Source organism: Hahella sp. HN01 (assembly GCF_018986435.1).
Taxonomy (GTDB): Bacteria; Pseudomonadota; Gammaproteobacteria; order Pseudomonadales; family Oleiphilaceae; genus Hahella.
This window is the reverse complement of sequence record NZ_JAHMIN010000009.1, coordinates 177,672-203,925: the sequence shown is the minus strand read 5'-3', so window position 1 is coordinate 203,925 and position 26,254 is coordinate 177,672. Positions and strand designations below refer to the sequence as shown.

At 52.8% G+C, this 26,254-nt stretch carries 20 protein-coding genes and 1 other RNA gene; 8 read left to right on the top strand and 13 right to left on the bottom strand.

Annotation, left to right across the window (positions count from 1 at the left end):
• Positions 1 to 20: 20 nt before the first annotated feature.
• The 8 genes from KP814_RS11320 to ssrA form a co-directional block, all read right to left on the bottom strand.
• Positions 21 to 878 (bottom strand): hypothetical protein, encoded by an 858-nt coding sequence (locus KP814_RS11320; protein WP_216736872.1) that lies wholly within the window; start codon positions 876 to 878, stop codon positions 21 to 23.
• The gene (locus KP814_RS11315) at positions 875 to 2,500 is read right to left on the bottom strand and encodes an ATP-binding protein (protein WP_216736871.1); all 1,626 of its coding nucleotides are present in this window, start codon (positions 2,498 to 2,500) and stop codon (positions 875 to 877) included. Before KP814_RS11315 ends, KP814_RS11320 begins: the two co-directional genes overlap by 4 nt.
• Positions 2,501 to 2,526: 26 nt before the next feature.
• Positions 2,527 to 4,515, bottom strand: a complete 1,989-nt coding sequence (locus tag KP814_RS11310; RefSeq protein WP_216736870.1) for a restriction endonuclease subunit S — start codon at positions 4,513 to 4,515, stop codon at positions 2,527 to 2,529.
• Positions 4,515 to 5,561, bottom strand: a complete 1,047-nt coding sequence (locus KP814_RS11305; protein ID WP_216736869.1) for a YhcG family protein — start codon at positions 5,559 to 5,561, stop codon at positions 4,515 to 4,517. The genes KP814_RS11310 and KP814_RS11305 overlap by 1 nt, the downstream gene beginning before the upstream one ends.
• Positions 5,558 to 7,339, bottom strand: coding sequence for an N-6 DNA methylase (locus tag KP814_RS11300; protein ID WP_216736868.1), 1,782 nt, complete (start codon positions 7,337 to 7,339; stop codon positions 5,558 to 5,560). The genes KP814_RS11305 and KP814_RS11300 overlap by 4 nt, the downstream gene beginning before the upstream one ends.
• 24 nt (positions 7,340 to 7,363) lie before the next feature.
• Entirely contained in the window at positions 7,364 to 9,829 is a 2,466-nt protein-coding gene (hsdR, locus tag KP814_RS11295; protein WP_216736867.1) for an EcoAI/FtnUII family type I restriction enzme subunit R, read from the bottom strand.
• 6 nt (positions 9,830 to 9,835) lie between these two features.
• Complete coding sequence (locus KP814_RS11290) at positions 9,836 to 10,039, bottom strand: helix-turn-helix domain-containing protein (RefSeq protein WP_216736866.1); 204 nt, start codon at positions 10,037 to 10,039, stop codon at positions 9,836 to 9,838.
• A gap of 573 nt (positions 10,040 to 10,612) precedes the next feature.
• Positions 10,613 to 10,966, bottom strand: a transfer-messenger RNA (tmRNA) gene (gene ssrA, locus KP814_RS11285).
• Positions 10,967 to 11,157: 191 nt separating this feature from the next.
• Here ssrA and KP814_RS11280 point away from each other — a divergent pair.
• The 3 genes from KP814_RS11280 to KP814_RS11270 all read left to right on the top strand — a co-directional run bounded on the left by KP814_RS11280 (position 11,158) and on the right by KP814_RS11270 (position 12,664).
• Positions 11,158 to 11,823, top strand: a complete 666-nt coding sequence (locus KP814_RS11280) for a M48 family metalloprotease (protein ID WP_216736865.1) — start codon at positions 11,158 to 11,160, stop codon at positions 11,821 to 11,823.
• Entirely contained in the window at positions 11,789 to 12,121 is a 333-nt protein-coding gene (locus tag KP814_RS33395; RefSeq protein ID WP_216736864.1) for a M48 family metalloprotease, read from the top strand. The genes KP814_RS11280 and KP814_RS33395 overlap by 35 nt, the downstream gene beginning before the upstream one ends.
• 324 nt (positions 12,122 to 12,445) lie before the next feature.
• Entirely contained in the window at positions 12,446 to 12,664 is a 219-nt protein-coding gene (locus tag KP814_RS11270) for a WGR domain-containing protein (RefSeq protein WP_127968804.1), read from the top strand.
• A 192-nt stretch (positions 12,665 to 12,856) separates the two neighbouring features.
• Here the strand turns inward: KP814_RS11270 and KP814_RS11265 are convergent, their stop codons facing one another.
• A complete protein-coding gene (locus KP814_RS11265; protein ID WP_253938308.1) occupies positions 12,857 to 13,510 on the bottom strand; it encodes a DUF4360 domain-containing protein in 654 nt (217 codons plus the stop codon).
• A gap of 276 nt (positions 13,511 to 13,786) precedes the next feature.
• On the opposite strand from KP814_RS11265, the gene KP814_RS11260 reads away from it, so the two are divergent.
• The 4 genes from KP814_RS11260 to KP814_RS11245 all read left to right on the top strand — a co-directional run bounded on the left by KP814_RS11260 (position 13,787) and on the right by KP814_RS11245 (position 18,493).
• Positions 13,787 to 15,277, top strand: a complete 1,491-nt coding sequence (locus tag KP814_RS11260; RefSeq protein WP_216736862.1) for a YdiU family protein — start codon at positions 13,787 to 13,789, stop codon at positions 15,275 to 15,277.
• A 303-nt stretch (positions 15,278 to 15,580) separates the two neighbouring features.
• Positions 15,581 to 16,987 (top strand): S28 family serine protease, encoded by a 1,407-nt coding sequence (locus tag KP814_RS11255; RefSeq protein ID WP_216736861.1) that lies wholly within the window; start codon positions 15,581 to 15,583, stop codon positions 16,985 to 16,987.
• Between the two features lie 160 nt (positions 16,988 to 17,147).
• Complete coding sequence (locus tag KP814_RS11250) at positions 17,148 to 17,618, top strand: RDD family protein (RefSeq protein WP_216736860.1); 471 nt, start codon at positions 17,148 to 17,150, stop codon at positions 17,616 to 17,618.
• A 50-nt stretch (positions 17,619 to 17,668) separates the two neighbouring features.
• Positions 17,669 to 18,493 (top strand): RimK family alpha-L-glutamate ligase, encoded by an 825-nt coding sequence (locus tag KP814_RS11245; RefSeq protein ID WP_216736859.1) that lies wholly within the window; start codon positions 17,669 to 17,671, stop codon positions 18,491 to 18,493.
• Here KP814_RS11245 and KP814_RS11240 read toward each other — a convergent pair.
• The 3 genes from KP814_RS11240 to KP814_RS11230 form a co-directional block, all read right to left on the bottom strand.
• Complete coding sequence (locus KP814_RS11240; protein ID WP_216736858.1) at positions 18,490 to 18,966, bottom strand: hypothetical protein; 477 nt, start codon at positions 18,964 to 18,966, stop codon at positions 18,490 to 18,492. The two genes, KP814_RS11245 and KP814_RS11240, sit on opposite strands and share 4 nt — an antisense overlap.
• Positions 18,956 to 20,848 (bottom strand): DNA topoisomerase IV subunit B, encoded by a 1,893-nt coding sequence (gene parE, locus KP814_RS11235; protein WP_216736857.1) that lies wholly within the window; start codon positions 20,846 to 20,848, stop codon positions 18,956 to 18,958. Before parE ends, KP814_RS11240 begins: the two co-directional genes overlap by 11 nt.
• A gap of 238 nt (positions 20,849 to 21,086) precedes the next feature.
• On the bottom strand, positions 21,087 to 23,645 hold the full coding sequence (locus tag KP814_RS11230) for a S8 family serine peptidase (RefSeq protein WP_216736856.1): 2,559 nt from the start codon (positions 23,643 to 23,645) through the stop codon (positions 21,087 to 21,089).
• Positions 23,646 to 23,821: 176 nt separating this feature from the next.
• On the opposite strand from KP814_RS11230, the gene KP814_RS11225 reads away from it, so the two are divergent.
• Positions 23,822 to 25,513 (top strand): amidase, encoded by a 1,692-nt coding sequence (locus KP814_RS11225; RefSeq protein ID WP_253938307.1) that lies wholly within the window; start codon positions 23,822 to 23,824, stop codon positions 25,511 to 25,513.
• Positions 25,514 to 25,549: 36 nt separating this feature from the next.
• On the opposite strand, the gene KP814_RS11220 is transcribed toward KP814_RS11225, so the two are convergent.
• Complete coding sequence (locus KP814_RS11220; RefSeq protein WP_216736854.1) at positions 25,550 to 26,182, bottom strand: MBL fold metallo-hydrolase; 633 nt, start codon at positions 26,180 to 26,182, stop codon at positions 25,550 to 25,552.
• Between the last annotated feature and the right edge of the window lie 72 nt (positions 26,183 to 26,254).

Below are 26,254 nucleotides of genomic sequence, written 5' to 3'. Positions count from 1 at the left end.
GAGGTTGATGGGGCATAGCGTCATCCCACAAGCCTGGACAGTTGTGGATCGTTGCGAAGTAACAAGCACCAGCGAGCGACAGATGACAACTCCGCTGCTGGGTTGGTCATCTCCCTTACTTTCGCACGCACCTCTATTAGCTTTGCTTTGGCAGCCGGATTATTGCCAGCGGCACACCGCGTTTTCGCCTTGTTGAAATCTTCGATCAAGCCATCCACTTTCTGCCACACTTTACGGCGTTCTTCTGCTAGCGGGACATGTTCATTAAGTTTTAGTCGTTTTACGGTTTCTTCGACGCGTTGTTGTTCCCATGTAGAGGTTCCGGGAGCAGGAATCACTTTCCCTTCCTCATCAAACGCAATGAGCGAGACATCATCGTCATCGATGGGGTCAAGTAAATAACGAGTTTCGGATTCTTCACATTGTGCAGCGTAAGTTGAAACTAAAGAGCCGTGCTGTAAAGGAAACCAGCCACCTTTTTTACGATTACCCACATTGCCGCACACACGAAAATTCATGTAGTCAAAAGCCAACCACCAGTAACCGTCGCGATTGGCTCCGTCTAAGGCTTTTGCTTCCTTTTTGGGACGAAAATGCTCGACATCATAATGTGAATACAACTCACGCACTTCCGAGAACCAGCACTTACCGCCAGACAGCGCTAATAGCCATGCTTTTAACGCTCCCCAGTGAGCGCTGTTGGCGTCAATCAGTGCATTGCGTTCATTGTGCCTTCCGGCGGCTTCAAGCGCAGCTAACTCTCCAACGAGCTGATTGGATTTTGCCAGCCAGGCATCCCATTGCGCTTGTGTCCAGGGTGCCCAGTTAGGGATATCGGTATCCGTGGGCTTTTTGTGCTCCAAGTCGATAAATATCATTCGCCGGTTTCCTCGCGAAGGATTTCACTGATGATGTCGTCTGCGATACGATCTTGTTCGGCTTGTTCCTCGGGCGTTAATACCGGCTTTCGAAATTTACGGTGCTGAGCCATTTTGCGAACAAATAGAGCGTAATCCGGGTCGCGAAAATCGGCGGTCGAAAATCCCAGATCGGCCAGTTCGGCAGAAAGTCGCGAAAGTTCTGCATCTTCTTCAGGCGTTCGAGGGGACTTTACGAACAACTCATTGCGGCGGAACAGCCGGCGCTCGGTTTCAATATCGAGTGTGGATGACAGGCCGAATAACTCGCTTTTTAGCAGGCCAGTGACACCCATGCCCTGTGGGTGTTCATCGGGGGATTCAATCACGGAGCGGTCACCCTGTTTGCGCAAAATATGCACCTGCTCGCGTTTAAGGCTGCCCACCATCATTGGGTCGTGGGTGGTGATCAGAATTTGTGATTCGCCTTGTACCAGTGAAGTTTTTTCTGAACTCAATACGCCTTCAATATCATCGAAGTAGCGCAGTTTCCAGATGGGGTTTAGGTGGGTGTCTGGTTCGTCGAGCAAAAACAAACAGTGATCTTCGCGGGTGATGCGCATCAGGCCCAACACAGTGAGCATTTGCAGCTCACCTTCGGAGAGTTGTTTGAATTCAACGTCCCCTCCGTGTCCCTTAGATTTTTTAACCGTAATGCGAACTTCTTCCAGCAAGTCACCGATATAGGCAGCTTCGGCATAGCGAAAAAAGCGCTCAGGGGTGCCGACTTCTTCGCCTAATTTTTTGAGTTTTTGATTGTCGGGAACAAACAAATAAAGCAACTCTTGCTTTTCCGGGCGGCGTCGAAAATCAACGGCAACCTGTCGTGTTTCCTGAACCGGCGCCCAGGCCACTTGCCAGAGTTTATCGAGAAACCCGTTTACTACTGTTCCTCGCCTAAACCAGAATCGAGGATCACCAAGCTCAATGTCCTTCTCATCCAGATCTCTCGCAGCGTATGGCTTTTTAAGCACAAACAAAGCGGATTCAATCGCTTCGATATGCAAATTGCCCAATAGCTTTTTAAATACTGGATCGTCAGATAACAAACAGGCCAACAATACCAATTGGCTATGCCCACCTCGACAATAAAACAGGCGGCGCATCAAGTCGTCATCATCTTGCCGAAGTAATTGTTTGTAGCGCTCTTGGTGAGTGCGAAATAGCGACTCTATTCGTTCATTTTTGCCTGAGTAATAAGCGAATACATGTGCGGGCAAATATTCTCTCGCGTGCTTTACCAGAAAACCTTGTGACTCACTCTTACCATTCACCCATACATAAGGGCGCTTTTGTTTGGCAGTATCGGCTTCGATGCGCACGATGTGGCCGCGAATCTCGTATTCCAATGTGTAATCAAAGGCCGCTTCGCGGTCGAGATCGACATCGCGAAACAGGGTAATCAGCGCTTCGATTAAGTTGGATTTTCCGGTGCCGTTCTGGCCAATCAGCGCATGGCTGCGAATGCGTTTGTGCTGCTGGCCAGTTGATGTGCCTGAAACCGGTTCCAGTTCACTGGCAAAACTGACCTCTAAATTGCGCAGGTTACGAAACTCGGGAATGGCTAAAAATCGAAGCTGCATACTTTTTCCTTTTACTACCTGTCCTTTTAGTTTTCTGCCTTCTCGCGCATTTCGGCGACTTCGGGTTCCAACAGCCAGCCGTGGGCCACTTCAGTTTTTAATTGCGCGTAGAATTCATCAATAGTTTTATCTAATCCAAAACGCTGCCATAAATCTTTGGCGCTCATCTCGCCGTTATGGCGGGCCAAAATCGTGGCTAGGTGGGCTTGATCTTTKACATCCGGCGGCGTGCCTAAACGCACTGGAGCCACCAGTTCAGTTTGTGGGGCTTTCATAGGTTCCTCTTCTTGTTCGATAGCGATGCCGGTGAGGGTGGAAACCGAACTTGTTACCAAGTTCTCAGCAAGACGTTGCTTCTTCGATAGCTGTTTCTCAAAGTAATCACACATGTTGAAGAGTGAATCAATGATACTGACTATTGCGTCCTGCTCAGGCTTAGGAGGAACTGGTACTACAAGATCCTCAACACCACCAACGCGCAGGTGTTTTACGGTCATTCCGATAGCCGCCTCAATCATTCGAGCTTGAAAGCTGGGGCTTCGAATCACATAAAGTAAAAAGCGATTGTTAAAAAACTCTGGAAACAAGCGGATAAGCATTGTGCGCTGGCCAAGACATACTTTTTCGTTCTTGGGAACGATTGCAGCTTCACCCATTGGTGCCTCACGGGTGAAAAAAATGTCTCCAGCTTTCGGTGGCATTCTCCTCGCCCAGTAGTCGAAAGTTTCTTCGGTAATTTTCTTCGTGTTCGTTAGATTCATCTCCCCGTTTCGAATATCGGTTGTTCGAACCAAGTGAATACCGTTTGCAACATAAGGGGCGGTCTTATTGTGGCAGTCGACCACGGCCTGTGAAACCTGCAAAAAGGTTGCCCAAGCCCAATGCTCTGGTAGAGTTATCTCAGGAAGATTTACCTGCTGGGTGCGCAGTTTTTTAAGCATGGTCTGCGCTTCTTTTTTCTCCTGATCTTCCGCTTCATGTAACCAAGCAATTCTTCGCTGCGCAATCGCCTCCAGTAGCTGCTCGCCTGTTGAGTCATGCCGGTGTTCTATATTGGATAAATTTCCGGAAACGGCCAAGTCGAGAATTAGCCCTTTGAAAGCAACGACATCCTCCGGCGCAGAAAATAGTTGGCCGAAGTTGGCTTGCAGGCGCTGCCAGCTTTCTTGCAGCTCGTGCGGGCTTTGGCTGGCGGCGACGGCTTGCAGGGTGGCTTGGCGCAGGTGGTTTTGCAGGGTGCGGCGTTTTTGTTGCTGCGCTTCTAGCTGATCGCATAGGGCCATCAGCTCATCGACTTTGGCGACAATGCGGGATTGTTCTTCGAGTGGGGGAAAAGGAAATAGAGCCTCACGTGCTGAATCAGTACCAAGACGCGGAAGGTTCATGCCATAGGTTGATCCATTTGCATAAGAGATAAAGAACGGCGATTTCAAATACCATCTCAAATAATACGCATTAATATTTTCATAAAATGAAATTGGGCTGATTTCCGTCGAGCAAACTCCTTCAGTATCAGCGATCAATACCTTGTCGAGATAGGGTCGAAGTTTTCCGTAAAGAACTGCTCCAATAGGAAACCCATTCTTCGTACTTTTAAATTTTCGTTCATGAGCAAAAACTTTCTTTAAAAGTTTTGACGAGCTTTTTTCAATATCTTCCAGCTCTAATACCCATGTATCTGGCGTTACATCTTTAAATTCAACTTTTGGTGCATCGCCATAATTTGTAACAGCGCCCAGCCTTACCCAAGTCCATTTTTCAGGAAGCTCCCAAGGTTGTTCCTTTTTCTGAATAGATCTTGGATCCGCCGTTCTTTTTAGCAATTTTTTTTCTATTAACTCTCGCTTATTTCTCTTGTTAACGCTGATTAATTCATCGGAAGAAATGTCGTTGCTATTTTGCTCTACTAAACGGCCTGAGATCGCTAGTTGCAGGACTAACTCTCGAAGTTTGACTATCCCGTTCAGCGCATTGGCAATATGCCCAAACTCCGCCAAAAACTGTTGTGCGTCCATTAGTCTTGCTCCCCACGGTTTTCCAACCGCGCCCGCGAGCGTTCTATGGCTTGGTGCAGTTTGGCTTGTAATACTTCTTTGGGTGGTAACACGGTGAGGTACTCGGCTACGTGAATGCCGCTGGCATCCAGTTCCAACAATTCAACTTGCTCCTGTTTTTTACCGCTGCATAAAATAATGCCCAGCGGTGGGGCTTCGCCTTCTTCTTGTTCGTGTTTGGCCAGCCAGCGCAAATACAGCTCCATCTGGCCTTTGTATTCGGCTTTAAAGTCGCCCAGTTTCAGGTCGATGGCCACCAGGCGTTTTAGGCGGCGGTTGTAGAACAGCAGGTCGATATAAAAATCGTCATTATCCAGTTGGATGCGCTTTTGGCGGGCGACAAAGCTAAAGCCTGCCCCCAGTTCTAATAAAAATTGCTCCAGCTCGCGCAGAATGGCGTCTTCCAGGTCTTTTTCTAAATAGCGGTCATTCAGGCCGAGAAAATCCAGCAGGTAGGGGTCTTTTAAAACGAATGCAGATGCAAGTTGTTTGCTTTCACGCAGTTGTTCTAGCTCTTGTTCCAGTAAGGCTTTGGGCTGTTTGGACAGCGCCGTTCGCTCAAACAACAGGGAGTTTTTACGCTCGCGTAATTGCCGCACACTCCAGCGTTCCTGGCTGCACATTTGGCAATAAAAATCCCGTTGCAGAGGGTTGTCGAGGTAGATCACTTCTAAGAAATGGCTCCAGGACAATTGTCTCGACAGTGTCGAGACAATCTCGGCGTCGGGAAAGGCTTCGGCAAAACGCTGCATATGGCGCAGGTTTTTGCTGGAAAAACCCCGACCATAATCGCTTTGTAATTGTCTCGACAGTGCTGAGACAATTTGCTCGCCATAGGCAGCGCGCTCGCCTTTGAGTATTTCATTGTGAATGCGCTGGCCAATGTGCCAATAAAGGTTGGTGAGGGCGCTGTTCGCCGTGCTGATGAGTTGCTGGCGACTTTGCTCGATCAGCGTGCGGATATCACTCAGCAACGGCGAATTGTCGGGTAATACCTGCTTGATCATGCGTCTTCGGTCTCCGCACTAAAGTGATGAGCTAAAGCCGCCGCCAACTCACTTTTGAGCTGGTTTTCGGTTTCTTCAATTTCGCCTAGTAATTTTTTGTATTTAATCAGCAGCTCGTCCGGGTCGTGACTTTCTTCTTCCGGCGCCTTGGGGTTTTTTAAATCCAAGTTAAAAATCGGCCAATAGAGGCGGTCGCCCGCGGCTTGGGCATCACGGGCTTTCAGGCGAAGGCCTTCGCTTTCGGCTTTTAAGATTTCGATGTCGTCTTCCACGCTTTGGCGCTGAGTTTTATCGCTGACGCCTTTTATGGAATCGCGCAAATAACGGATGCGGTTATCCAGAGCGCTGGCCTCATTGTTTAAGCTTTCAGCATTGGCCCAGTGTGGCTGTGCGGCGGCTTCAGCCTGTTCGCGTTTGGCTTTGAAATCCACTTTCCAAGCGAATTCGTTTTCCTCGCGGCTGGCAAAGTCGTCACTTTCATCACCCCACCAGTCTTGCTCGGGTTTAAATTCTTCCAAACGAATGGGCTTAGTTTTGCTGTAGCTTTTATAGCCTGGTGGATAGGGGTGCTCGTAAAACCAGATGGTGTCGGTGTGAAAGTGTTCGCTACCATCGTCTACCCGCGCGCCTTTAGTAAAAAACAGCAGGTTGGTTTTAATGGTGGTGTAAGGGGCAAACACGCCTTTGGGCAGGCGAATAATGGTGTGCAGCTTGCACTCTTGCAGCAGCAGTTTTTTTAGCGTGCCTTTAATGCCATCGCCGAATAAGAAGCCATCGGGCAGAACCACGGCGGCTCGGCCGTTTTCTTTCAACAGTTTTTTGATGATCAGCGCCATAAACATGTCGGCGGTTTCGCGGGTTTTTAGGTCGGCTGGGTAGTCGCCGCCCACCGTATCATCTTCATAACCACCAAAGGGTGGATTAGTGATAATGCATTCCACTTTGTCGTTGTTGCTCCACTCATTCCACCCCTTGCCTAATGTGTTTTTGTGTTCAATTTGGCTTGGGACATCAATGCCGTGAAGCAGCATATTGGTGGTGCAGAGCAGGTGCGGTAGTTGTTTTTTCTCGATGCCGCGAATCATTGCTTCAATTGCTTTCTGGTCGTCAGCACCAGATTTAGTGGTTCGCTGGTTACGAAGGTGGTCAATAGCAGCGGTTAAGAAGCCGCCGGTACCGCAGGCTGGGTCCATGACTGTTTCGCGTTTATCCAGGCGTGGGTTAACGCGGTCGGCCATAAAGGCGGTGATGGCGCGTGGGGTGTAAAACTCACCGGCATTACCGGCGCCGCGCAGGTCGTTGAGTAGTTGCTCGTAGACATCGCCAATTTGGGCACGGGTTTTAAAGTCGTGAAAGTTAATGGCTTCTTCGAGCTTTTCAATTACAGCCAGTAATTGAGTGCCGGATTTCATGTAGTTGTTGGCATCTTCAAACACGCTGCGAATGACTTTGTGTTGGGCGCTGGCATTAGCATCCAGTTCTTTTAAGGCAGGGAATAACTGGTTGTTTACAAAGCCAATGATGTCGCTGGCGGCTTTTTGTGGGGCTTTCTTGCCATTGGCACCCGGCACATAAGCGGCCCAGTTGCGCCAGCGAAAGTCTTTGGGCAGTGGAGATGTGTATTTAGGGTTATCGTCTTCCCATTCTTCTTCGCGCTGGTCGAGCACTTTTAAAAATAACATCCAGGTGAGCTGGCCTAGGCGCTGGGCGTCACCATCGACGCCGTCGTCTTTGCGCATGATGTCCTGAATGGATTTAATGGTGCTGCTGAGGTTCATGGTGTTTCCTATCTAATAGTTCTTTTAGGCGCTTTGATCGTCATAAAGCGCTTGTTCTAATTCATGGATGGCCTGGGTGTATTGATCAACACCGCCAAAAATGCCTCGGCGAATTTGGGTTTTACTGCCGAACTGATCAAACGGCGGCAGCTCAAGCACTTTGGCATCTTCAATGTCTTGCACGCCGTGGTCGGCGAATTTTTCCAATAGGGCTTCGAGCACGGCGCGGGCTTGCTCGCCGTATTTGCCAAAGACATCGCGCTTTTTGACTTTGTTGGCGCGCTCTCGGCGGGTCAGTGGCCTTTGGTTAAAGGCAACATGGGCAACCAAATCGAAAGCGTCCAGCTCTCCACCGTTGGGTACAGCCTGTTGCAGAATATCGAGTAGCACGCCGTGGTCGGCCAGTTCTTCCAATACAGCCTGTTTGCGATCGGCTTCATTCCAACGGCGCAAGAAATCGGTAAGGCTGCCAAATTCGGCCTGTAGAGCTTTTTTAATATCGGCTTTTAACAGTACGCGGTAGTCTTCGGTGATCAGCTTGCCGTCGGCATCCAGGTATTGTTCGCGGCTAACCGCCACGCGCACGTTCACATTATCGATAACGTATTTGGTACGGCCTTGGCCTCCACCTCTCGTATCGCTGCCATCGTCAAAATCGCCAGTTGTGCAGGGATCGTATGGGGGCGGGTCTATTTCACCAATGCCGGGAGTGGTATCGGGCGGCATATCTTCAGGCGGCACTACGGGTTCATCGGGCTTGGGTTCGTAAATCACCACCGGTTCGCCATCGAAGTCCGGGTCGGCAAACAGGCGGGTGGCGCCCTTAAAATCCATGATGGTGAAGTAGAGCTTTTGATAATCCTCGCGCAGGCGGGTGCCTCGACCAATGATTTGCTTAAACTCGGTCATGGAGTTGATGTTCTGGTCGAGCACGATGAGCTTGCAGGTTTTGGCATCCACCCCGGTCGTGAGCAATTTGGAGGTGGTGGCAATGACCGGGTATGGCTCGTCGTTATCAATAAAATACGAGAGCTGCGCTTTGCCTTCGTTATCGTCGCCGGTAATGCGCATGACATAGCGGCGGTTGCTGGCGGCGGCTGGAATCAGTTTGACCAGTGCTTGTCGCATGCGTTCGGCATGGTCTTGATCGTCACAAAAGACGATGGTTTTGGCCATGGGGTCGGTAGCTTTTAAATATTCCCAGACTTTACTGGCCACTAGTTCGGTGCGCTTTTCCAGTACCAAGTTGCGATCAAAATCTTTGGTGTTGTATTGGCGCTGCTCCACTAATTGGCCCAGCTTATCGACCTTGCCTTTTTCCGGCGTGTAGCCCACGGCGTCGACATCGGTGGCGATGCGAATCACTTTGTAGGGAGCAAGAAAACCATCTTCAATGCCCTGCTTGAGCGAATAGGTGTAAATGGGTTCGCCAAAGTACTTGTAGTTGTATTCCGGATTGTCGATTACGCGAACTTCTTTGTTCTTGTCGAGTCGAGATTTTTCTTTGGGTGTGGCCGTGAGGCCCAAGTGGGTGGCACTGTTGAAATACTCCAATACATCACGCCAGGCAGAATCATCGGCGGCACTGCCACGGTGACATTCGTCGATGACAACCAGATCAAAAAAGTCGGAAGGAAACTGACGGTAGATTTGCTTCCACTCTTCGCGACCAGTAACGGCCTGATATAGTGCCAGATATATTTCGTAGTTCTTTTTGACTTCGCGGTTGGTGACCTTGTGCATGACCTCGCCGAAAGGGGCGAAATCTTGCTGCATGGTTTGATCGACCAGAATGTTGCGATCAGCCAGAAACAGAATGCGCTTTTTGGCTTTAGCCTTCCATAAGCGCCAGATAATTTGAAAGGCCGTGTAAGTTTTGCCGGTGCCAGTCGCCATGACGAGCAATATGCGCTGTTGGCCCTTGGCAATAGTTTCAATGCTGCGGTTAATGGCAACCCGCTGATAATAACGAGGCTCTTTGCCGCTGCCATCAGTGTGAAACGGCTGCTCAATCAATTTCACCGCCTCAGGTTCGGTTAGCCCCTTCCACTGCTGGTATAGCCGCCAAAGATCCGCAAGCGATGGAAACTCGGTTAAATCAACTTCGCGCTCAACGGGCTGGGTAAGGCCTGTACGATCATGCAATAAGAAGCCTTCGCCATTGCAGCTGATGGCAAAAGGCGCGTCGAGCATCTCGGCATAGGTTAATGCCTGTTGCATACCATGACCCACGGAAAACTTGGCTTGCTTGGCTTCGATAATTGCAATCGGCACATTAGGCATGGCGTAAAGCACGTAATCAGCACGCTTGGGACCGCCTTTGGCTTCAGGATTTTTCACTCGCGCCGCCATCTTGCCGCGCACCATGACGCGACCGTCCGTCAGGTTTACTTCCTCACGAAACTGATTCTGCTGCCAACCGGCTTGCAAAATGGCTGGTGTGATGAATTTTGTGCAAATATCGCGTTCGCTGAGCTGGTGTTTATCCATAGCTGCTCATTCCTTCGTTTGCTCGTTGCCGTCTTCATCAGCGCCTCCGGACCGCACCCATTCATCCACCTCGGAGAGCTGAAACTTCCACAGCCGGCCGATTTTGTGGGCGGGAAGACCTTTGCGTTCGCGCCAGCGGTAGACGGTATCTTTGGCGACGCCCAAGTGTTGGGCAACGTCGAGGGCGGTGACCCAGGGTTCGGTGTTCATGGGATTCGTATCTGGCTGGTGGTCTAAAGTTGCTTATAATCGTTAATAGTCTATCTGGCACGCATTTAATAGGCTATGGCCGAGAGCAGATTGCCATTATCAGTGCGAATTCTATCGCTATTGTAATGCTATGCTTGCTCGCCAACAAAGTAGGAGGTCTTTATCGCCAGCGTTACCATGGGGGGAGCTAGTGTGACTCGGCGTAGCTATCGCTTGATGACTATCGATGCTAGTCGCGCCGTCCATATTGGTAGCGCTGAGTGGAATGGAGTTGGACAATTTTCTTACTTTGCGGCTGTTGAACCCGCTTACCCAATGCCGCAATCAAACCGCTCGATTAGTCCGCCGCGTAACTAGCTGTTTACAAAGGAAAAGTGGTTTGGGGAAGTCGCGGACTTCAAGGTTAGCGGAGAGCGAGGGTGGAGAGAGAAATGGCAGGGAGAGAGCGAAACAGGGGCAAACACCCGGTTTTGGGATGAGCCGCCAAGTCCGCGAGAACCCGCAGGAGCCCGCGACAGTACGCAGGAGCAGGCAATAAAAAAGGCCAACCCGAGAAGGTTGGCCTTTCAAATTTGGTGGAGACGGCGGGAATTGAACCCGCGTCCGCCAGTCCTCTGCCATTGGCTCTACATGCTTAGGACCCTCTATTCAGTTAACCCGTTACGACCCGAAGGGCAGGGTGTAAAAGGCGATCTCCTGAAGTTTCGCGTGTACAACTGGAGCAGCTGCACAGGCTAGCTTGTTATGGGTGACACTCATAAAAACCGCGGTACAAGCACCTTGGCATGAGTGCTAGAGCCCTTAGGCTGCTAGAGCGTAAGTTTCGTCGTTTGCGACTATTTTTTACAGTAATTGGAGTACGAGTGTTACTGTCCACTCGACATGCACCTCAGGGTTTGTAACCGGCGTCGAAACCAAGTCGTCCCCGATGATCGTAATATGGGGCGTACTTTACCCGATTTCAAGAGCGCTTTTCCAGTCCCCATTTGCATTGCGCCTTATTCTGTCTTCGTCGTCTGTTTTTCAATCGTGGGACTTTTCATTCCGCTTCGTCGGCCTGATATATAGGTAAGGCTCTCAAGTTAAGTAACGGTTCGCTATAAATAGGAGGCGTTGCAGTGCTTTCCGTGGATAGTTGGCGGATTAAACGGCATCGGATGATTAATGCCGTTCATTCCGTGCTGATTCTTGGTGGCATGAGTTTTCTGGCCTGGGTGCTGGCGAGTTGGTTTTTTGGGGCGATGGCGGCTTATGCTTTGGCGGGCGTCGTCATCGTCTCGCTATTGGTTACGCCGAGGCTGGCCCCGGACATGTTGATTCACGCCTACAAAGCGCAATATCTGCCTTTCGCCCAGGCTCCGGGGTTGTATCGATTGATTCAGGCTCTGAACGAACGCGCGGAGCTATCGAATACGCCCAAGCTTTACATTGCGCCCAGCAGTGTCCTGAACGCCTTTGCAATAGGCGGTAGGGACGACGCTGCGATTGTGGTTTCACAGGGCCTGCTGCACTCTCTTTCTCAGCGGGAGCTGGCTGGTGTGTTGGCGCATGAAATCGCGCATATTCGCAATGGCGATGTGCGGGTCATGATGATTGCCGACAGTATCAGCCGATTGGTGTTTCTGCTGACTCATATTGGTCAGTTTTTACTGCTGATTAACCTTCCTCTGATCTGGCTGGGGGCGATGTCCGTCGATTGGACAATCATTTTGACTCTGCTCTTTTATCCTTTCCTTCTCTCTACTGCAATTGGGCCTGTCGCGCACCCGCGAGTACCTGGCTGACGCTACGGCGGCTCAATTGACCGGAGACCCTGCCGGGTTGGCCTCCGCTTTACGGGCCATTGAGGAGCGGCAGGGAAGCTGGATGGAGCGTATCTTCGCTCCGGGGCGTGGGGAGTCTCAGCCCTCCCTGTTCAGGACGCATCCACCGACTGAAAAGAGAATACAACGCCTGCTTGATCTGATGCAGCAAAGTCCTGAGGAAGGTTTGGTATTTTCCCACTCAGAGCCCTGTCCACAGGGCTTGTTAAGAGGTCGCGCCAATCGGCCAAAACGGTATTGGCATGGCTATTGGTATTGAGCTATTGTCCCTTTGCTGAAGTGACTGGCAGGCTGTTTATGGAGTAACCAAAGCAAATAAAAATTAAGCGGTTTAAGCGTTGAGAGGGTGTCTTTTTCGCCCCGGTTTAGATAAACTCCGCAACCCTTTTCATGGTCCATAGACAGGACCCTGTTGGGAACGCTCCTCAGTTGCGTTGATGAGCCTTGTCCGCAAGCGACGTCAGGCTTAGATCAGCCGGATATCGGAGCGGCGCCGATGATGCATAAAGGGAAAGATTATGCACATCCGGCGAATGTCGCCGATACAAATCCGCCGAATATAACCGACTTTAGAGTATTTAAGATGATTCGATGGGAACACCCGAAACAACGTCGATTTTACCGGGCCAGCATTCAACGGGACCTGTTCGGCCGCCTGGAGATTCTGTGCGTGTCCGGCAAACTGGATGCGCGCAACGGAAGCTGTAAACCCATTTACTGCAATAATCCAGATCATCTCAAGGAAGAGTTGAGAAAAATATTTCGCGCCAGAAGGAAAAGCGGTTACAAGCTTTTCCCCTAACGTCCGTTACTGTCCCCATAAAATCCCGTACTAGCCATCGCACGGCCGTCACATTCATGACTGACGAGCCAAAGGCAAGACCGCCCGGGGCGAAAGACTGCTCCTGCAGTTTCGCCCCGGGCGGATCAATTCGTTCCTGATCTTCTAATGCCAGAAACCGCGCTTATTCAGCGTTATGTCCCGCAAGCGCCCTCAAGGCTGCTGGCAGGTATCCCACTGCAATTGATACTCAATCTTGGAAGAGGCGTCGACAGTATCCAGCTGGATCTCCGCTTTGCCGCCATCCGCTGCTTTATAGGCTTTGATGCTGGTATTCGCGCGAATAATCGCGTCTTCCCCACAGGGGGACCAGGAAATCGAGCCAATACGGAAGTTATCTTCGACCAGGAAGTCCTCTACAACCGGATTTTCCGGGTCCATCCACTCTTTGTTCAGGCGTGAGCCGACGGACTCGCCCGCAAAGAAGTAACTCGCCTGTAGCGATGCATAAGCGCCCGGCGCGTTGTCTACGTATCCACGATAGTCCAGCGCCACCAGCGCCACGGTCAGACCATGGGGGACGCGAACGGCGACGCCCAGGTTACAGCTCTTACGGACGCGGCCGGAATCTGCGGTGGTGGAGTCTGCAGTATATTGGTCAAAGAACATACTGATTTTGGAGTAGTCGGGGGACATTACCGCACTGGCGGAACCGGATGGGCAACCCGAGCCGCCATAGGCGAAGTCGTAGATTTCAATATCCTCATTAATGAGGTTGGGGTGAGTGGTTAAGAGAGCATTATCCGCCGTTGCGCCGCCAGAAAAAAATGCCGCCGCAGTCAGCGCCGCCATGATTCCTTTTTTCATATTATGTAATCCATTTTTTGATATCGGTATGTTTTGAAAGTACGCAGAGAAAGGCGTACAGGGAGGCGTTGCGCAGGCGCAGTGTTCGCCTGCGCACCCTGCGAGGCTTGACGCTACGTTTACTTTCAACGCCAGCATAATCCGTTAGGGTAAAAAGGCGCCTCCGTTAATTTTACCAAGTTAAATTTACTTAGTTGTTTTTCCCGGAAGGGCGCGCGGAAAATGCGCTTATGTTAAGGTAAGCGCCATCACCCCAAGCCCATTCTGAGTCTGCATATGTCGTCCGCCGCCAAGTCCCTGAACGCTCTAACCTTCGATAACAGCTACGCCCGTCTGCCTTCGCACTTTTATCAAAAAGTAGCGCAGACGCCGCTGGAAGACGCGCATTTAATCAGCTTTAACGGAGACGTGGCGGAGACTCTTGGGCTGGACCGGCGCCACATTAATCCTGAAGAACTGGCGCGCTATTGCGGTGGCGGCGACGCGCTTGAGGCTGGTGAATCCATTGCGATGAAATACGCAGGGCATCAGTTTGGGCATTACAACCCGGAATTGGGAGATGGGCGCGGTCTGCTGCTGGGCGAGGTCATGGCTGCGGATAACCAACGTCTGGATCTGCATCTGAAAGGCGCCGGGCGTACTGCATACTCCCGCTTCGGCGACGGTCGCGCCGTGCTGCGTTCCAGTATCAGAGAGTATCTGGTCAGCGCCGCGATGAGCGGCCTCGGCATATCCAGCACCCGCGCGCTATGTCTGGTAGGCAGTGAGGAATACACCATGCGTAACGGCATGGAACCTTGCGCGATGGTGCTGCGCGTCACCCCTTGCCATATTCGCTTTGGTCACTTCGAGCATTTTTATTATCTAGGCCAGCATGACGACCTCAAATTGTTGGCGGATTATTGTATCGAGCGCTATTTCCCCGGCCTGCAAGAAGCGGAGAATCCCTACCTCGCCATGTTCAATGAAGTCCGCAACCGCACGGCTGACTTAGTCGCGCAATGGCAAAGCTATGGCTTCGTACATGGGGTGATGAATACGGACAACATGTCTATCATCGGGGAAACCTTTGATTACGGCCCTTTCACCTTTCTGGATAGCTACGATCCCAACTACATCAGCAATAAAAACGATACCGCTGGGCGTTACGCGTTCAAGCAACAACCCGGTATTGCTTTGTGGAACCTCTCCGCCTTGGCTCAAGCGTTACTGCCGTTGATTCCGCTGGAAGAATTAAAGTCGGCGCTTGATGGTTTCGCCGAGCGCTACAGCGCCGCCTTTTACGGAAAAATGGCGCAGCGTCTGGGCTTCAGTGCGACGACTCTGGGAGCTCAAGATAGTGAGCAACGTCGACTCATAGACGAACTGCTTACTCTCTTCACTACTCACAGCACTGACATGAATCGCTTTATGCGAGCCTTGGGTGGCTACGATGGCAGCGAAAGCAGTCTCGCTTTCATGTCTGACCTGAGTTGCGATAGCCGCGCTTTTTCAAACTGGAAGAGAGACTATAGAAAACAGGTAGAGACATCCGCCGCCACTGTTCCGGACAGAACACAGGCCATGCAGCAGGTTAATCCTGAGTACATTTTGCGTAATTACATGCTTGAAGAAGCCATCCGGGAAGCGCATCAGGGCGATTACCTGCTGGTGCAAAACCTGCTTCGCATCGTTAAAAATCCCTTCAACGCACAACCCGGCGCAGAACGATACGCCGACGCGCCGCCAGACTGGGCGGGAGGCATTTGTCTAACCTGCTCATCATGAAGCAGCCGCGATGGTATGCGGCCGCTTACTGACTTACTCGTTTAAATCCGTCGTTCTTCATGGCTATAATGGCGTTCCTATCGCGCAGCTAAAGGAGCATGGCTACCCAGACAACCAAGGACCCTACTCTCAATAATAAATCCCGGGCACGGATCAGCTGAGGATTCTTAATCTTAAGAATAATAATCTAACCACTCTTGCAGGAATGACGAGCGCTTAGCGCGTTAGACCGCCTCGGAGCAGGTTTAAAACAGCCGCCTCCCTGCCTGGAAAAGGAACTCATTTTTCAAGGCGACAAAGGATATGCTTAGAAAATCACCTTATTCGTTATTTTTCGCGTTTCTCATCTCCCTTTTTCTATCCAGCGCCGGCTACGCCAATCAAGCGCCCGACCAGGACATTCTGGAATACCTCAATGGCGTGCCTGGAATGGAAGCGGAAGAGCTGGACAACCCACCGGAAGGCTACCGCTACATTCTGATCCGTTACGAGCAGCCCATCGATCACGCTAACCCCGCCATGGGAACTTTCAAGCAGCGCATGGTGTTGCTGCATAAATCTGCGGAAGCGCCGATGGTGTTGGCCACAAACGGTTATAACATTTCCGTCAGCACCTACCGCTACAACCTCACCAAAGTGCTCAACGCCAGCCAGCTAAAAATTGAGCACCGCTACTTTGCGGAATCCAGACCAGATCCTTTGGATTGGCAGTATCTAACAATCAAGCAGGCGGCTTCAGATCATCATCGCATCGTGCAGGCGATTCGTCCGTTCTACAGTGGTAAGTGGATTTCTCGCGGCGCCAGTAAAGGCGGTATGACAGCCATGTATCACCGCCGCTTTTTCCCCAATGACGTAGACGGCACCGTGGCCAATGTAGCGCCGCAGAGCTTTGGCCGTCTGGACCCCCGCTATGTGACGTTCCAGGAAGAAGTCGGCCCACGCGCCTGTCGTGAAACGCTCAAGCGCTACCAGCGCGAAGTGTTGAAGCGCCGGGAAACCATGAAGGCTTACATCCAGACCTATGCAACTGAAAACGGCCTGGAGTTCAATCTCGAAGGCGGTCTGGATCGCGTACTGGACCTGACCATCGGCGAGTTGTACTTCCAGTTCTATCAGTACGGAGATCTGGAATACTGCAAAGATATTCCCGCTAAAGACGCCAGTGACCAGGAGCTGTTCGATTTCATGCTGGCCTGGGGTCCGTTGACCTTCGTTACGGATTCTGGCCTTGAGCAATATGAAGCCTATTTCTACCAAGCGATCACCCAGTTGGGGTATCCCCGTCTGCTCACCAGCCATATGCGTAACTTGCTGATGTACGATCCAAACGATTACAGCGCTTATGTCAGCGAATGGCCGACCCAGCGCTTCGATCACAGAGCCATGTGGGATATCGCCGAATTTGCGACGATGAGAAGCAAAAACGTGATCATGATCTACGGTGAAATCGACCCATGGTCTGCGGCGGCCTTCTTTATCCCGGACTCCAACCGTCGCGGCACTCGCACCTTTATGGTGAAAGGCGGCAATCACGGCTCCGACATCCTCACTTTGAACGAGCGTGATAAGGGCCGAGCCTACTCCATGCTGGAGGACTGGACCGGCGTAACCCCGCAAGATCCGCCTCTAATGCTGAGAAGCCTGTCGATCAGCAAAGACAGCGCCCTTGAATCGGAAGAAGAGGGACTGCAACGCCGTCCTCTGTAATCTATCCTCAGCCTTCGGCGGCATGGTCCGCCGGGGGCTTTTCTATCCTCATACCTTAATAAAGGCGCTCTCCCCTCTCCTACAATCCATCCACCGAGATTCATTACCTGTTATCCTAAACAGCTTCAATTTTAGATACTCGGATGTATAAGGTAACTCAATGAATCCCTACCAAGCTCCTCAGGCGGAATTGACTCCAGAAATTCACCAGGAAGATATGGACTATGTCGGTTTCTGGGCGAGAACCGGCGCCAGCATTATCGATACGCTGATTATGATGGCGATCTCCTATCCGATTCTGATCTCTCTATACGGCTTCAGTTATTTCGATGGTGAGACGTTTATCGCGGGCACGGCTGATGTGCTGCTCAACTATGTCTTCCCGGCGCTCGCGGTCATTTTATTCTGGATCTACCGCTCCGCCACGCCAGGAAAAATGCTGGTTAACGCCGTCATCGTCGACGCAAAAACAGGCGCCAAGCCATCTAAGGGCCAAATGATCGGGCGTTATTTCGCTTACTACCTGTCATTACTGCCTCTGGGCCTGGGTTTTCTGTGGGTCGCCTGGGACCCGAAAAAGCAAGGCTTCCATGACAAGCTCGCCGGCACCGTCGTTGTGCGTTCCAGCTAAATAAATCCAACCATCCAATTTAGTGTTATTGACTAAGTTTCGAGGACTCTATGGCTTCCATCATCGTGGTGAACGGCGAGCAATACTGGCCAAAATACCTGACCGGTCATGAGGTGCATTACCGGCGCCTGCAAACCAGCAAATGGCTGTATCACGACAACCGGCTTTGGGTGTTTGACGCTTCCGGCGTCGTGCGGGCGGACGCGGTGTTGTGGCGTCTTGGCGCAGTTAAGCCGGACGAGTCCCATCGTAGCGTCCTTGAACTGATTCGTTTCGCCGGCGTTCCCTGCGTAAATCCAGCACGCACCTTGCTGCGTGGCTATGATCGTTTATCCATGCTGGCGGAACTGCAGGAAGCAGGCCTGACCGTGTCGCCGCATACTATCGCCATCGGCGAGAGCCTGTTGGATAAAGTCGATCCTCCCCTGCCCTCGGTGGTTAAGGTCGGCAATTTCCACGGCGGTTACGGCAAAGCCCTGGCGGAAAACGCAACCTCCTGGTCGGACATCAAGGACCTGACATTCATATCCAATGACTACGTGACGCTGGAAGACTACATCCCTTACGTCCGCGACATCCGCTGTCTCGCTATCGGCGACAGGATGTGGGCCATGTCCCGCCGCGGCGCCCGCTGGAAAGCCAACATCGAAACCTTGGACTTTCAACTGATGCCGGTCCCAGACAATTTGCGAGAACAAACCCAAATCGCAATGGACCACCTGAATGCGGACATACTCGGCCTGGACTTTCTGGAAACCGAAGACGGCGAATTTATCCTGCTGGAAAGCAACGATATCCCCGGCTTAAGCGGCTTTCCAGAAGACGCTCTGGAAGCGCTGGCGAGGATTTTGAGGGAGAGAGTTGAGGGTGCTTAGAAGCTTAGCGACGCCTCTGCTGATAACGGCAAAATGGACTTGCCGTCAGCGCTGACGCACAGATTTAAAGTTTTGCTATTTTCGCCAGGGAAGCCAAATTGCGAGCCGATCTGCCTGATAGCTTCCGCCACCAGCTTGGGCGCCACTGAAAAAGCAATGTCAGGAGTAGTCTCGGCAATCTCAGGGGAAAATCGCCACGGAATATTCACGTCTTTATCCAATGTAAACCAAGGGGCGCTCTTTTCCCCTTCCCGCCAGACTTTTAACTTGAGCAGGTTCCACTCTACTTCATCGACCAACCAGACATATCGAGCGTCGTTGACGGTTATTAATCTAGTCTTTGATTTCATAGAAAAAAACAGGGTAGCTATTCGTTTTTCTGTTGGATGCTTGAACAAGCAGAAAAAGTGTCGAGTGGAAAGCGGGTAATCCGCTTTCCACTCCGAGGTGACTAGCCAAGAATCAAACTGCAATCTCAGCCAGGTTCCCCTTGCTTTCGAGCCATTCGCGTCTGTCGGAGGCGCGTTTTTTGGCCAGGAGCATATCCATTTTTTCTTCGGTGTCGTCGGCGGCTTCCACGGTGAGTTGCACCAGACGACGGGTGTCGGGGGCCATGGTGGTTTCGCGGAGTTGCAGGGGGTTCATTTCACCCAGGCCTTTGAAGCGTTGGACGTTGGGTTTGCCTTTTTTCTTCTCGGCGGCGATACGGTCGAGAATCCCCTGCTTTTCATAGTCGTCGAGGGCGTAGTAGACGTCTTTCGCCACATCGATGCGGTATAACGGGGGCATGGCGACGAAGACGTGGCCGGCTTCCACCAGCGGGCGGAAGTGCTTGACGAATAACGCGCACAGTAAGGTGGCGATATGCAGGCCATCTGAGTCGGCGTCCGCCAGAATGCAGATCTTGCCGTAGCGCAGCCCTTCCAGATTGCTGGAGCCCGGGTCGACGCCAATAGCCACAGCGATATCGTGTACTTCCTGTGACGCCAGAATCTGCTCAGAATCCACTTCCCAGGTATTAAGTATTTTTCCGCGCAAGGGCATCACCGCCTGAAATTCCCTGTCGCGAGCCTGTTTCGCGGAACCGCCTGCAGAGTCCCCTTCCACCAGGAACAGTTCGCCGCGCATCGCATCGCTGCCGCTACAGTCGGCCAGCTTGCCGGGCAGCGCCGGGCCGCTGGTGATTTTTTTACGCGCGACTTTCTTGGCGGCGCGCAAACGGCTTTGGGCGTTGTTGATGGCCAGTTCCGCCAGTTGCTCCGCTTCCGCCGTATGTTTGTTCAGCCACAGGCTGAAAGAGTCTTTCACCACACCGGAAACGAAGGTGGCGCATTCACGAGAGGACAGACGCTCTTTGGTCTGACCGGAGAACTGGGGCTCCTGAATCTTCACCGACAGCACATAGGCGCAGCGATCCCAGACGTCTTCCGGGGACAACTTAACGCCGCGCGGCAGCAGGTTACGGAACTCACAGAACTCCCGCAGCGCTTCCAGCAGGCCAGTGCGCAGACCGTTGACATGGGTGCCGCCCTGGGCTGTGGGAATTAGGTTGACATAGCTTTCTGCAATCAGTTCGCCGCCTTCCGGCAGCCACTGCACCGCCCAGTCCACCGCTTCCGTATTGCCCGCCATCTGCCCGATAAAAGGCTGCTGCGGCAAGGTGACGAATTCGTTGGTGGCGCCGCTCAGATAGTCTTTCAGACCGTCTTCGTAATACCACTCGTCTTTCTCGCCGGTGTTTTCGTCTTTAAAGGTGACTTTCAGACCGGAGCACAATACCGCTTTGGCGCGCAGCACATGGCGCAGGCGCAGAACGGAAAACTTGGGAGAATCGAAGTACTTGGGGTCAGGCAGGAAAGTCACCGTGGTGCCGGTGTTGCGCTTGCCGCAGGTGTCGATCACTTCCAGATCTGAAGCTTTATCGCCGTTGGCGAAGGTAATGCGATGCACTTTGCCGTCGCGACGGATCAACACTTCCAGATTCAGGGACAGTGCGTTCACAACAGATACGCCCACCCCATGCAAACCACCGGAGAACTGGTAGTTTTTATGGGAGAACTTACCGCCTGCGTGAAGCTTGGTCAGGATCAGCTCAACGCCGGGCATCCCTTCTTCTTTGTGGATGTCCACCGGCATGCCGCGACCGTCGTCGGTTACGGACAGAGAGCCGTCTTTGTACAGTACGACGTCCACTTGTCGCGCGTGTCCCGCCAGCGCCTCGTCAACGCTGTTGTCGATGACCTCTTGGGCGAGGTGGTTGGGGCGCGAGGTGTCCGTATACATACCCGGACGGCGGCGAACCGGGTCCAGGCCATTGAGGACCTCAATGGAGTCGGCGTTGTAGTTGTTTGACAAAAGCTTCTCCTGAATACAACTCGTTACTTGCCGACGCGCTTTCGGGCGGCGCTCCCTGCCCGCTATTGACTGATTGGGCCGGACAACGGCCTTTCCCGGAAACGCGCCTGCATGCGCTTGTGACTTTCTCCGGTGGGCGCAGGGGCCAATCGCCGGAGATTGGAATTGGGCATTAATTTATAGGAATGCCGCCAAAGATCAACTGGGAAGGGGTGAAATTCCTTTCACCCGCCCGTCCTCACTTGTTAAGAAGGTGATATTCCTTATGCGCCTGTGAGTCGCCCGCTCCGGCGCTACCAATGTCGCCTTGAAAGCCGGTGGCGAATGAAAATCCTGACTTGGACTCATTCATCTCTATCGTTTCCAGGGCATTGCGCACGGGATACTCGGCGCAGGCTTCGCCCGAATCGCAGATTTTGCCGTCATTATCCAAATCTGTGCCAGCCACCAAGAGGTAGGTTCCTGCTTCCACACCGCTGAAGGCGAAGTTGTAAACGCCGCCCGAAGCAGTGGCGCTGATCTGATATGGAACATCTGATATGTCTTCTGGGTTAACCAACAAAATATAATGCTTGCCGGCATCCGGCTTAGCATTTGGATCAGCCAGGGTCAGCGTGGCGGGGATCGACAGTTTGACCGCCTTAGACGATTCATCAATCACATAATCCACTGTAATTTCGCCTGGATAGCTGACTCCCACGTCCAAACCGGTGGCGTCCGCACTGATGCGATAAGTTGAGTCATCAAGGTCGCCATTGTCATCCACGCTCAGCCATACGACGTCACCAGACGCGGACGTGGATACGGTCACGCCACTAACGCCAGACGGAATGCTCAGGGTGATGACCGTCGAACTGGTATTGGTGAATTTCAAATTGTTGGCGGATGCTTTCACAACTGGCGGCGGCGAGCCTCCTGCCGCCGTCACGGCTTTGGCTGCATCTATTAAACCGTAACCATAGATGTCATCTCTCCCTGTAGCGCCGATATCAACCGACAGCTCGCCATTTGTCAGATAACTGTCGATATCCGATGGCGTCACATCACGGAGGGACTCCATTAATGCGAAAACTCCCGCCACATGAGGCGACGCCATGGACGTGCCCTGCATCTGCGAATAAGCGAACTGGACAGAGCCTGAGCTGTCATTCCCCCATGTGCTTAGCACGCCGTCTTGTTGGCCGTCTCCATCCAGATCAAGGAAGAAGTTTCCGCCAGGGGCCGCGACATCAACCGTGGAGCCATAATTTGAATAAGGCGCTTTCAGTCCATCGGACCCCACCGCACTGACCGAAATCACGCCAGGGTAGGCCGCCGGATAAAACGGAGACGAGGTGTTTTCATTACCTGCGGCCGCCACCACGATCACACCGGCATTTAATGCATCCTGAACAGCGACGCCCAAAGCTGTAGAAAACCCAGCGCCGCCAAGGCTCATATTGATGATGTCAGCACGTCGGCTGGGGATAGTCCCCGAAGAATTGGAAAGTCCCGCAGCAAAACGAATCGCCTGCACCAGATCCGCATCAGAACCACTCCCACCCTGCCCGAGCACTCGTATCGGCATTATTTTAGCTTCAAAGGCGACGCCTACCCCTCCGATGGAATTCGAGGCGGCTGCGACGGTTCCGGCGACATGCGTGCCATGAAAACTGCTGCTTCCAAACACGCTATCGCCAGGATCTGTGGGGTCGCTATCAATGCCGTCGCCATCTAGAGACGAGGACAGGGAACTGACAAAGTCGAAATCATCGTTGGCGCTCACTAAACGCCCAGACAAATCAGGATGGGTTAGTAATACGCCAGTATCTAAAACCGCCACAACAACTCCAGAACCATGAGTGACATCCCACGCACTGGGTAAACTGATCAAAGGATAATGCCATTGCAGTCCATAAAGTGGGTCTGATGGCGTTTCCAGCGCTTTGCGAATGTAATTGGGCTCGGCGAACTCGATATCCGGCCGCTGACGTAAAGCTTCTATCAGCTCAATTGTGCGCTGTCTTTCATCCACTTTCTGCGCCAAGGACTTTAGCGCAGGTCCCTGCACTATCTGGGCGTCATCGAAGCGGAACAAGCCTGTATTAGCGTCGCCGAATCTTTCCAGAAAATATCCCGGCAGCGCCTGCGCGGAATATCCTTTCGCAGCCTTGTAGCGGATAATCGCCTCACCCGGCGCAAACTCCGCCTGGGTCGGTATCGATAGCGCAGAATAATTATTGAGCGCACTGCTTGAAGCTGCCTCGCCAACTACCAGGATGTAGCTGGAAGGGCCTGAGAAACCTTCAACTTTGATATAAAAATCACCGTCAGCGGGTACTGTAAGCGTTTTAACGCCAATATTCGTTGCAACTAAAGGGTCTGTAGCGCCGTCGACCCGAGACAGGGTTAAGCGCTGAGTGGATGCAATCCCTTTTGCAGACGCTTCCGCGTTTAATTTAACCGTCTGACTAGCCAACAACTTGACTCGGTAGTAATCAACCAAGTCTCGGCGATATGAATGCTCACCGTCGTATGCGCCAGATGAATCGCTGACGTAGCCTCCGACGATTGCCGGATTCGAAATGATCTGCGCTTCACTCTCACTGTTGTTAGAAGTAGTGCCCACTGAAACGTCAGAAGAATCCGAATCCACCTGCGTAAACGACGGAATACTGATAGAGCCAGACAACGTATAGGTCAAAGCGGCGGGCGTATCACCGCTATCGCCGCCCCCTCCTCCACCGCCTCCGCAGGCGGTTAACGTCGTCGCCAGAGTGAGCATGAAAGCTTTGCCGGTAAATGAGAGGCTTCGCATATAAATTCCACAACGCAAATGGGTCATATATGTATATCCTAGCAGGAGACAGGAGGACGTGAGCGCCAATTGCAGCGCCTTCGTCATCATTTGGCGTTTATACTAAAGCGTTCTATATAAAATATAACCAATTGCGTCAGAGCATAAAAACGCAGCTTCACCCCGGAATGAGTTTTATGTCTTACGATTTGAAGTCTTTGAAGTTTCCCCGCCTTGCCGGTACGCCTCTGAAAACCCTGGTGGGCCTGCTCGAAAGCAACTATTCCCGTCGTATTCTGGGACTGGCGCTGCTGCGCGAGGGCGGAGCCTACAAGCTGCGCGAGGCGGAGCTGAACACCACGCCGACGCTATTTCCCAGACATCCTCCCGGACGCGCGCCGGAAGCGGCCCACGCCCGAGCCAGCATCGCCATGGCGGAGGAAGCGATTAAAAACGTACAGGACGCCTTCCCGCTGACCTCAGCCAGAGACCTTATCCAGGCTTATCGCAAAGGCCAGACCACGCCGCTGGATGTTGCGCGCCAGGTCATCGCAGCGCTACAGCAAAGCGACTCTGGTCAGCCGCCGCTGCGCGCCGTCATTTTTAGCTCGGAACAAGACATCCTGATGCAGGCGAAAGCCAGCGCGCAACGTTATCAGGAAGGACGTCCCCTGAGTTTGTTGGACGGCGTGCCGGTGGCGATCAAAGACGAACTCGACGCAGCGCCCTACGCCACCTCCGTAGGAACCCAGATTTACGGGCAGGACTGCTCCGTCGACCAGGACGCCACCGCCGTAGCGCGGCTGCGCGCCGCCGGCGCCATCATCATCGGCAAGGCCAACATGCATGAGATCGGCCTTGGCGTCACCGGAGCCAACGTGCACCATGGCCACTGCCGTAACCCTTACAATCTCGACCACTATGCTGGCGGTTCCTCCAGCGGCAGCGCCGCTGCGGTAGCGGCGGGTCTGTGCCCGATCTCCCTCGGCGCCGACGGCGGCGGCTCCGTCCGCATTCCCGCTGCGTTATGCGGCGTAGTGGGACTCAAGCCGACCTGGGGACGCGTCAGCGAGCATGGCGCTTTTCCACTGTGTTGGAGCGTGGCCCATGTCGGTCCCATGGGACGTTGCGTCGACGATGTGGCCCTGGCATACAGCGCCATCGCCGGCGCAGACTTAATGGACCCCTTCTCCATCGATCAGCCGCCGCCCCATCTTTCCGACTATATGAAGCAGGACCTGTCCGACCTGCGCATCGGTATCTATTCTCCCTGGTTCGGGCACGCCAACCGGGAAGTGGCGCAGTCCTGTCAATTGGCCGTAGAAAAGCTGAAAAGTCTGGGCGCTCAGGTGCAGGAAATCACTCTCGAAGGCCTGGATCTGCAGCGGGTCAGTCACGCCATCACCATCGGTTCGGAAATGCTGGCGGCAGTGGACGCCGAGTATCGCCGTAATCCTCAAAGCTTCGGCCTGGACACGCGCCTTAATCTGGCCGTGGCGCAGCAGTTTTCCAGTACGGACTACATCAAGGCGCAACGCTTTCGCACCCAGGCCATGCGCGACTTCGACAACCTCCTGCAGAAAGTGGACATTATCGTCACGCCCACCACCGCCATGACCGCTCCGCGCATTCGACCGCAGAAAGAGCCCAGCGGCGAGTCCAACTTGCAGGTGCTGACGGAGCTGATGCGTTTCGCCTTCTCCGCCAATCTTACCGGCCTGCCGGCGCTGACCTTGCCGGTGGATTACGACGCCAAAGGCCTGCCGATCGGACTGCAACTGATGGGCGGGGCCTGGCGCGAACATACATTGCTGCGCGTAGGACGGGCGCTGGAAAGCAAGGTGGAGCTGCGACGTCCAGCGCTGTACTTCGATCTGTTAAAGCCCTGAGCGTCGCAAGAAAAAAGTTGCGCAGAAAAGACGCGACTAGTCTTTCACGAAAGGATTGGTTCTACGTTCCACGCCAAAGGTGGACATGGGGCCATGACCAGGGATGAAAGAAACATCATCGCCCAGTGGCCATAATTTGGTTTTGATGGATTGAATCAGCGTGGCGTGATCGCCTTTGGGAAAGTCAGTGCGGCCAATGGAGCCATTGAACAGGACGTCTCCCACTAGCGCCAAACGTGCGCCTTGATGGTAGAAAATCACATGTCCGGGCGTATGCCCCGGGCAGTGGAACACCTGCAGGGTTTCCTCACCGACGCTGACTTCATCGCCATCGTTCAACCAGCGACTCGGGGTGAATTGCTTGGCGTTGGGGAAACCGAACATCATGCTTTGCTGCGGCAAGGCGTCGATCCAGAACTTGTCCTCATACTCCGGTCCTTCGATCGGAATTTCATGAGAATCCGCCAACTCAGCCGTGCCGCCGGCATGATCGATATGCGCATGGGTCAACAACACTTTTTCCAGCGTCAGACCGTTACGCGTCAACACGGCTTCAATCTTGGCGAGGTCTCCGCCTGGGTCCACCACGGCGGCCTGACGCGTTTTTTCGCACCAGAGTACGGTGCAGTTCTGCACAAAAGGGGTAACGGGCACTATTTCGTATTTCATGACTACTCACTAAATCCAAGTCCTACAACAGGCGCTGCCCCATTCTATTACACCGGGACACCGACGCAACCG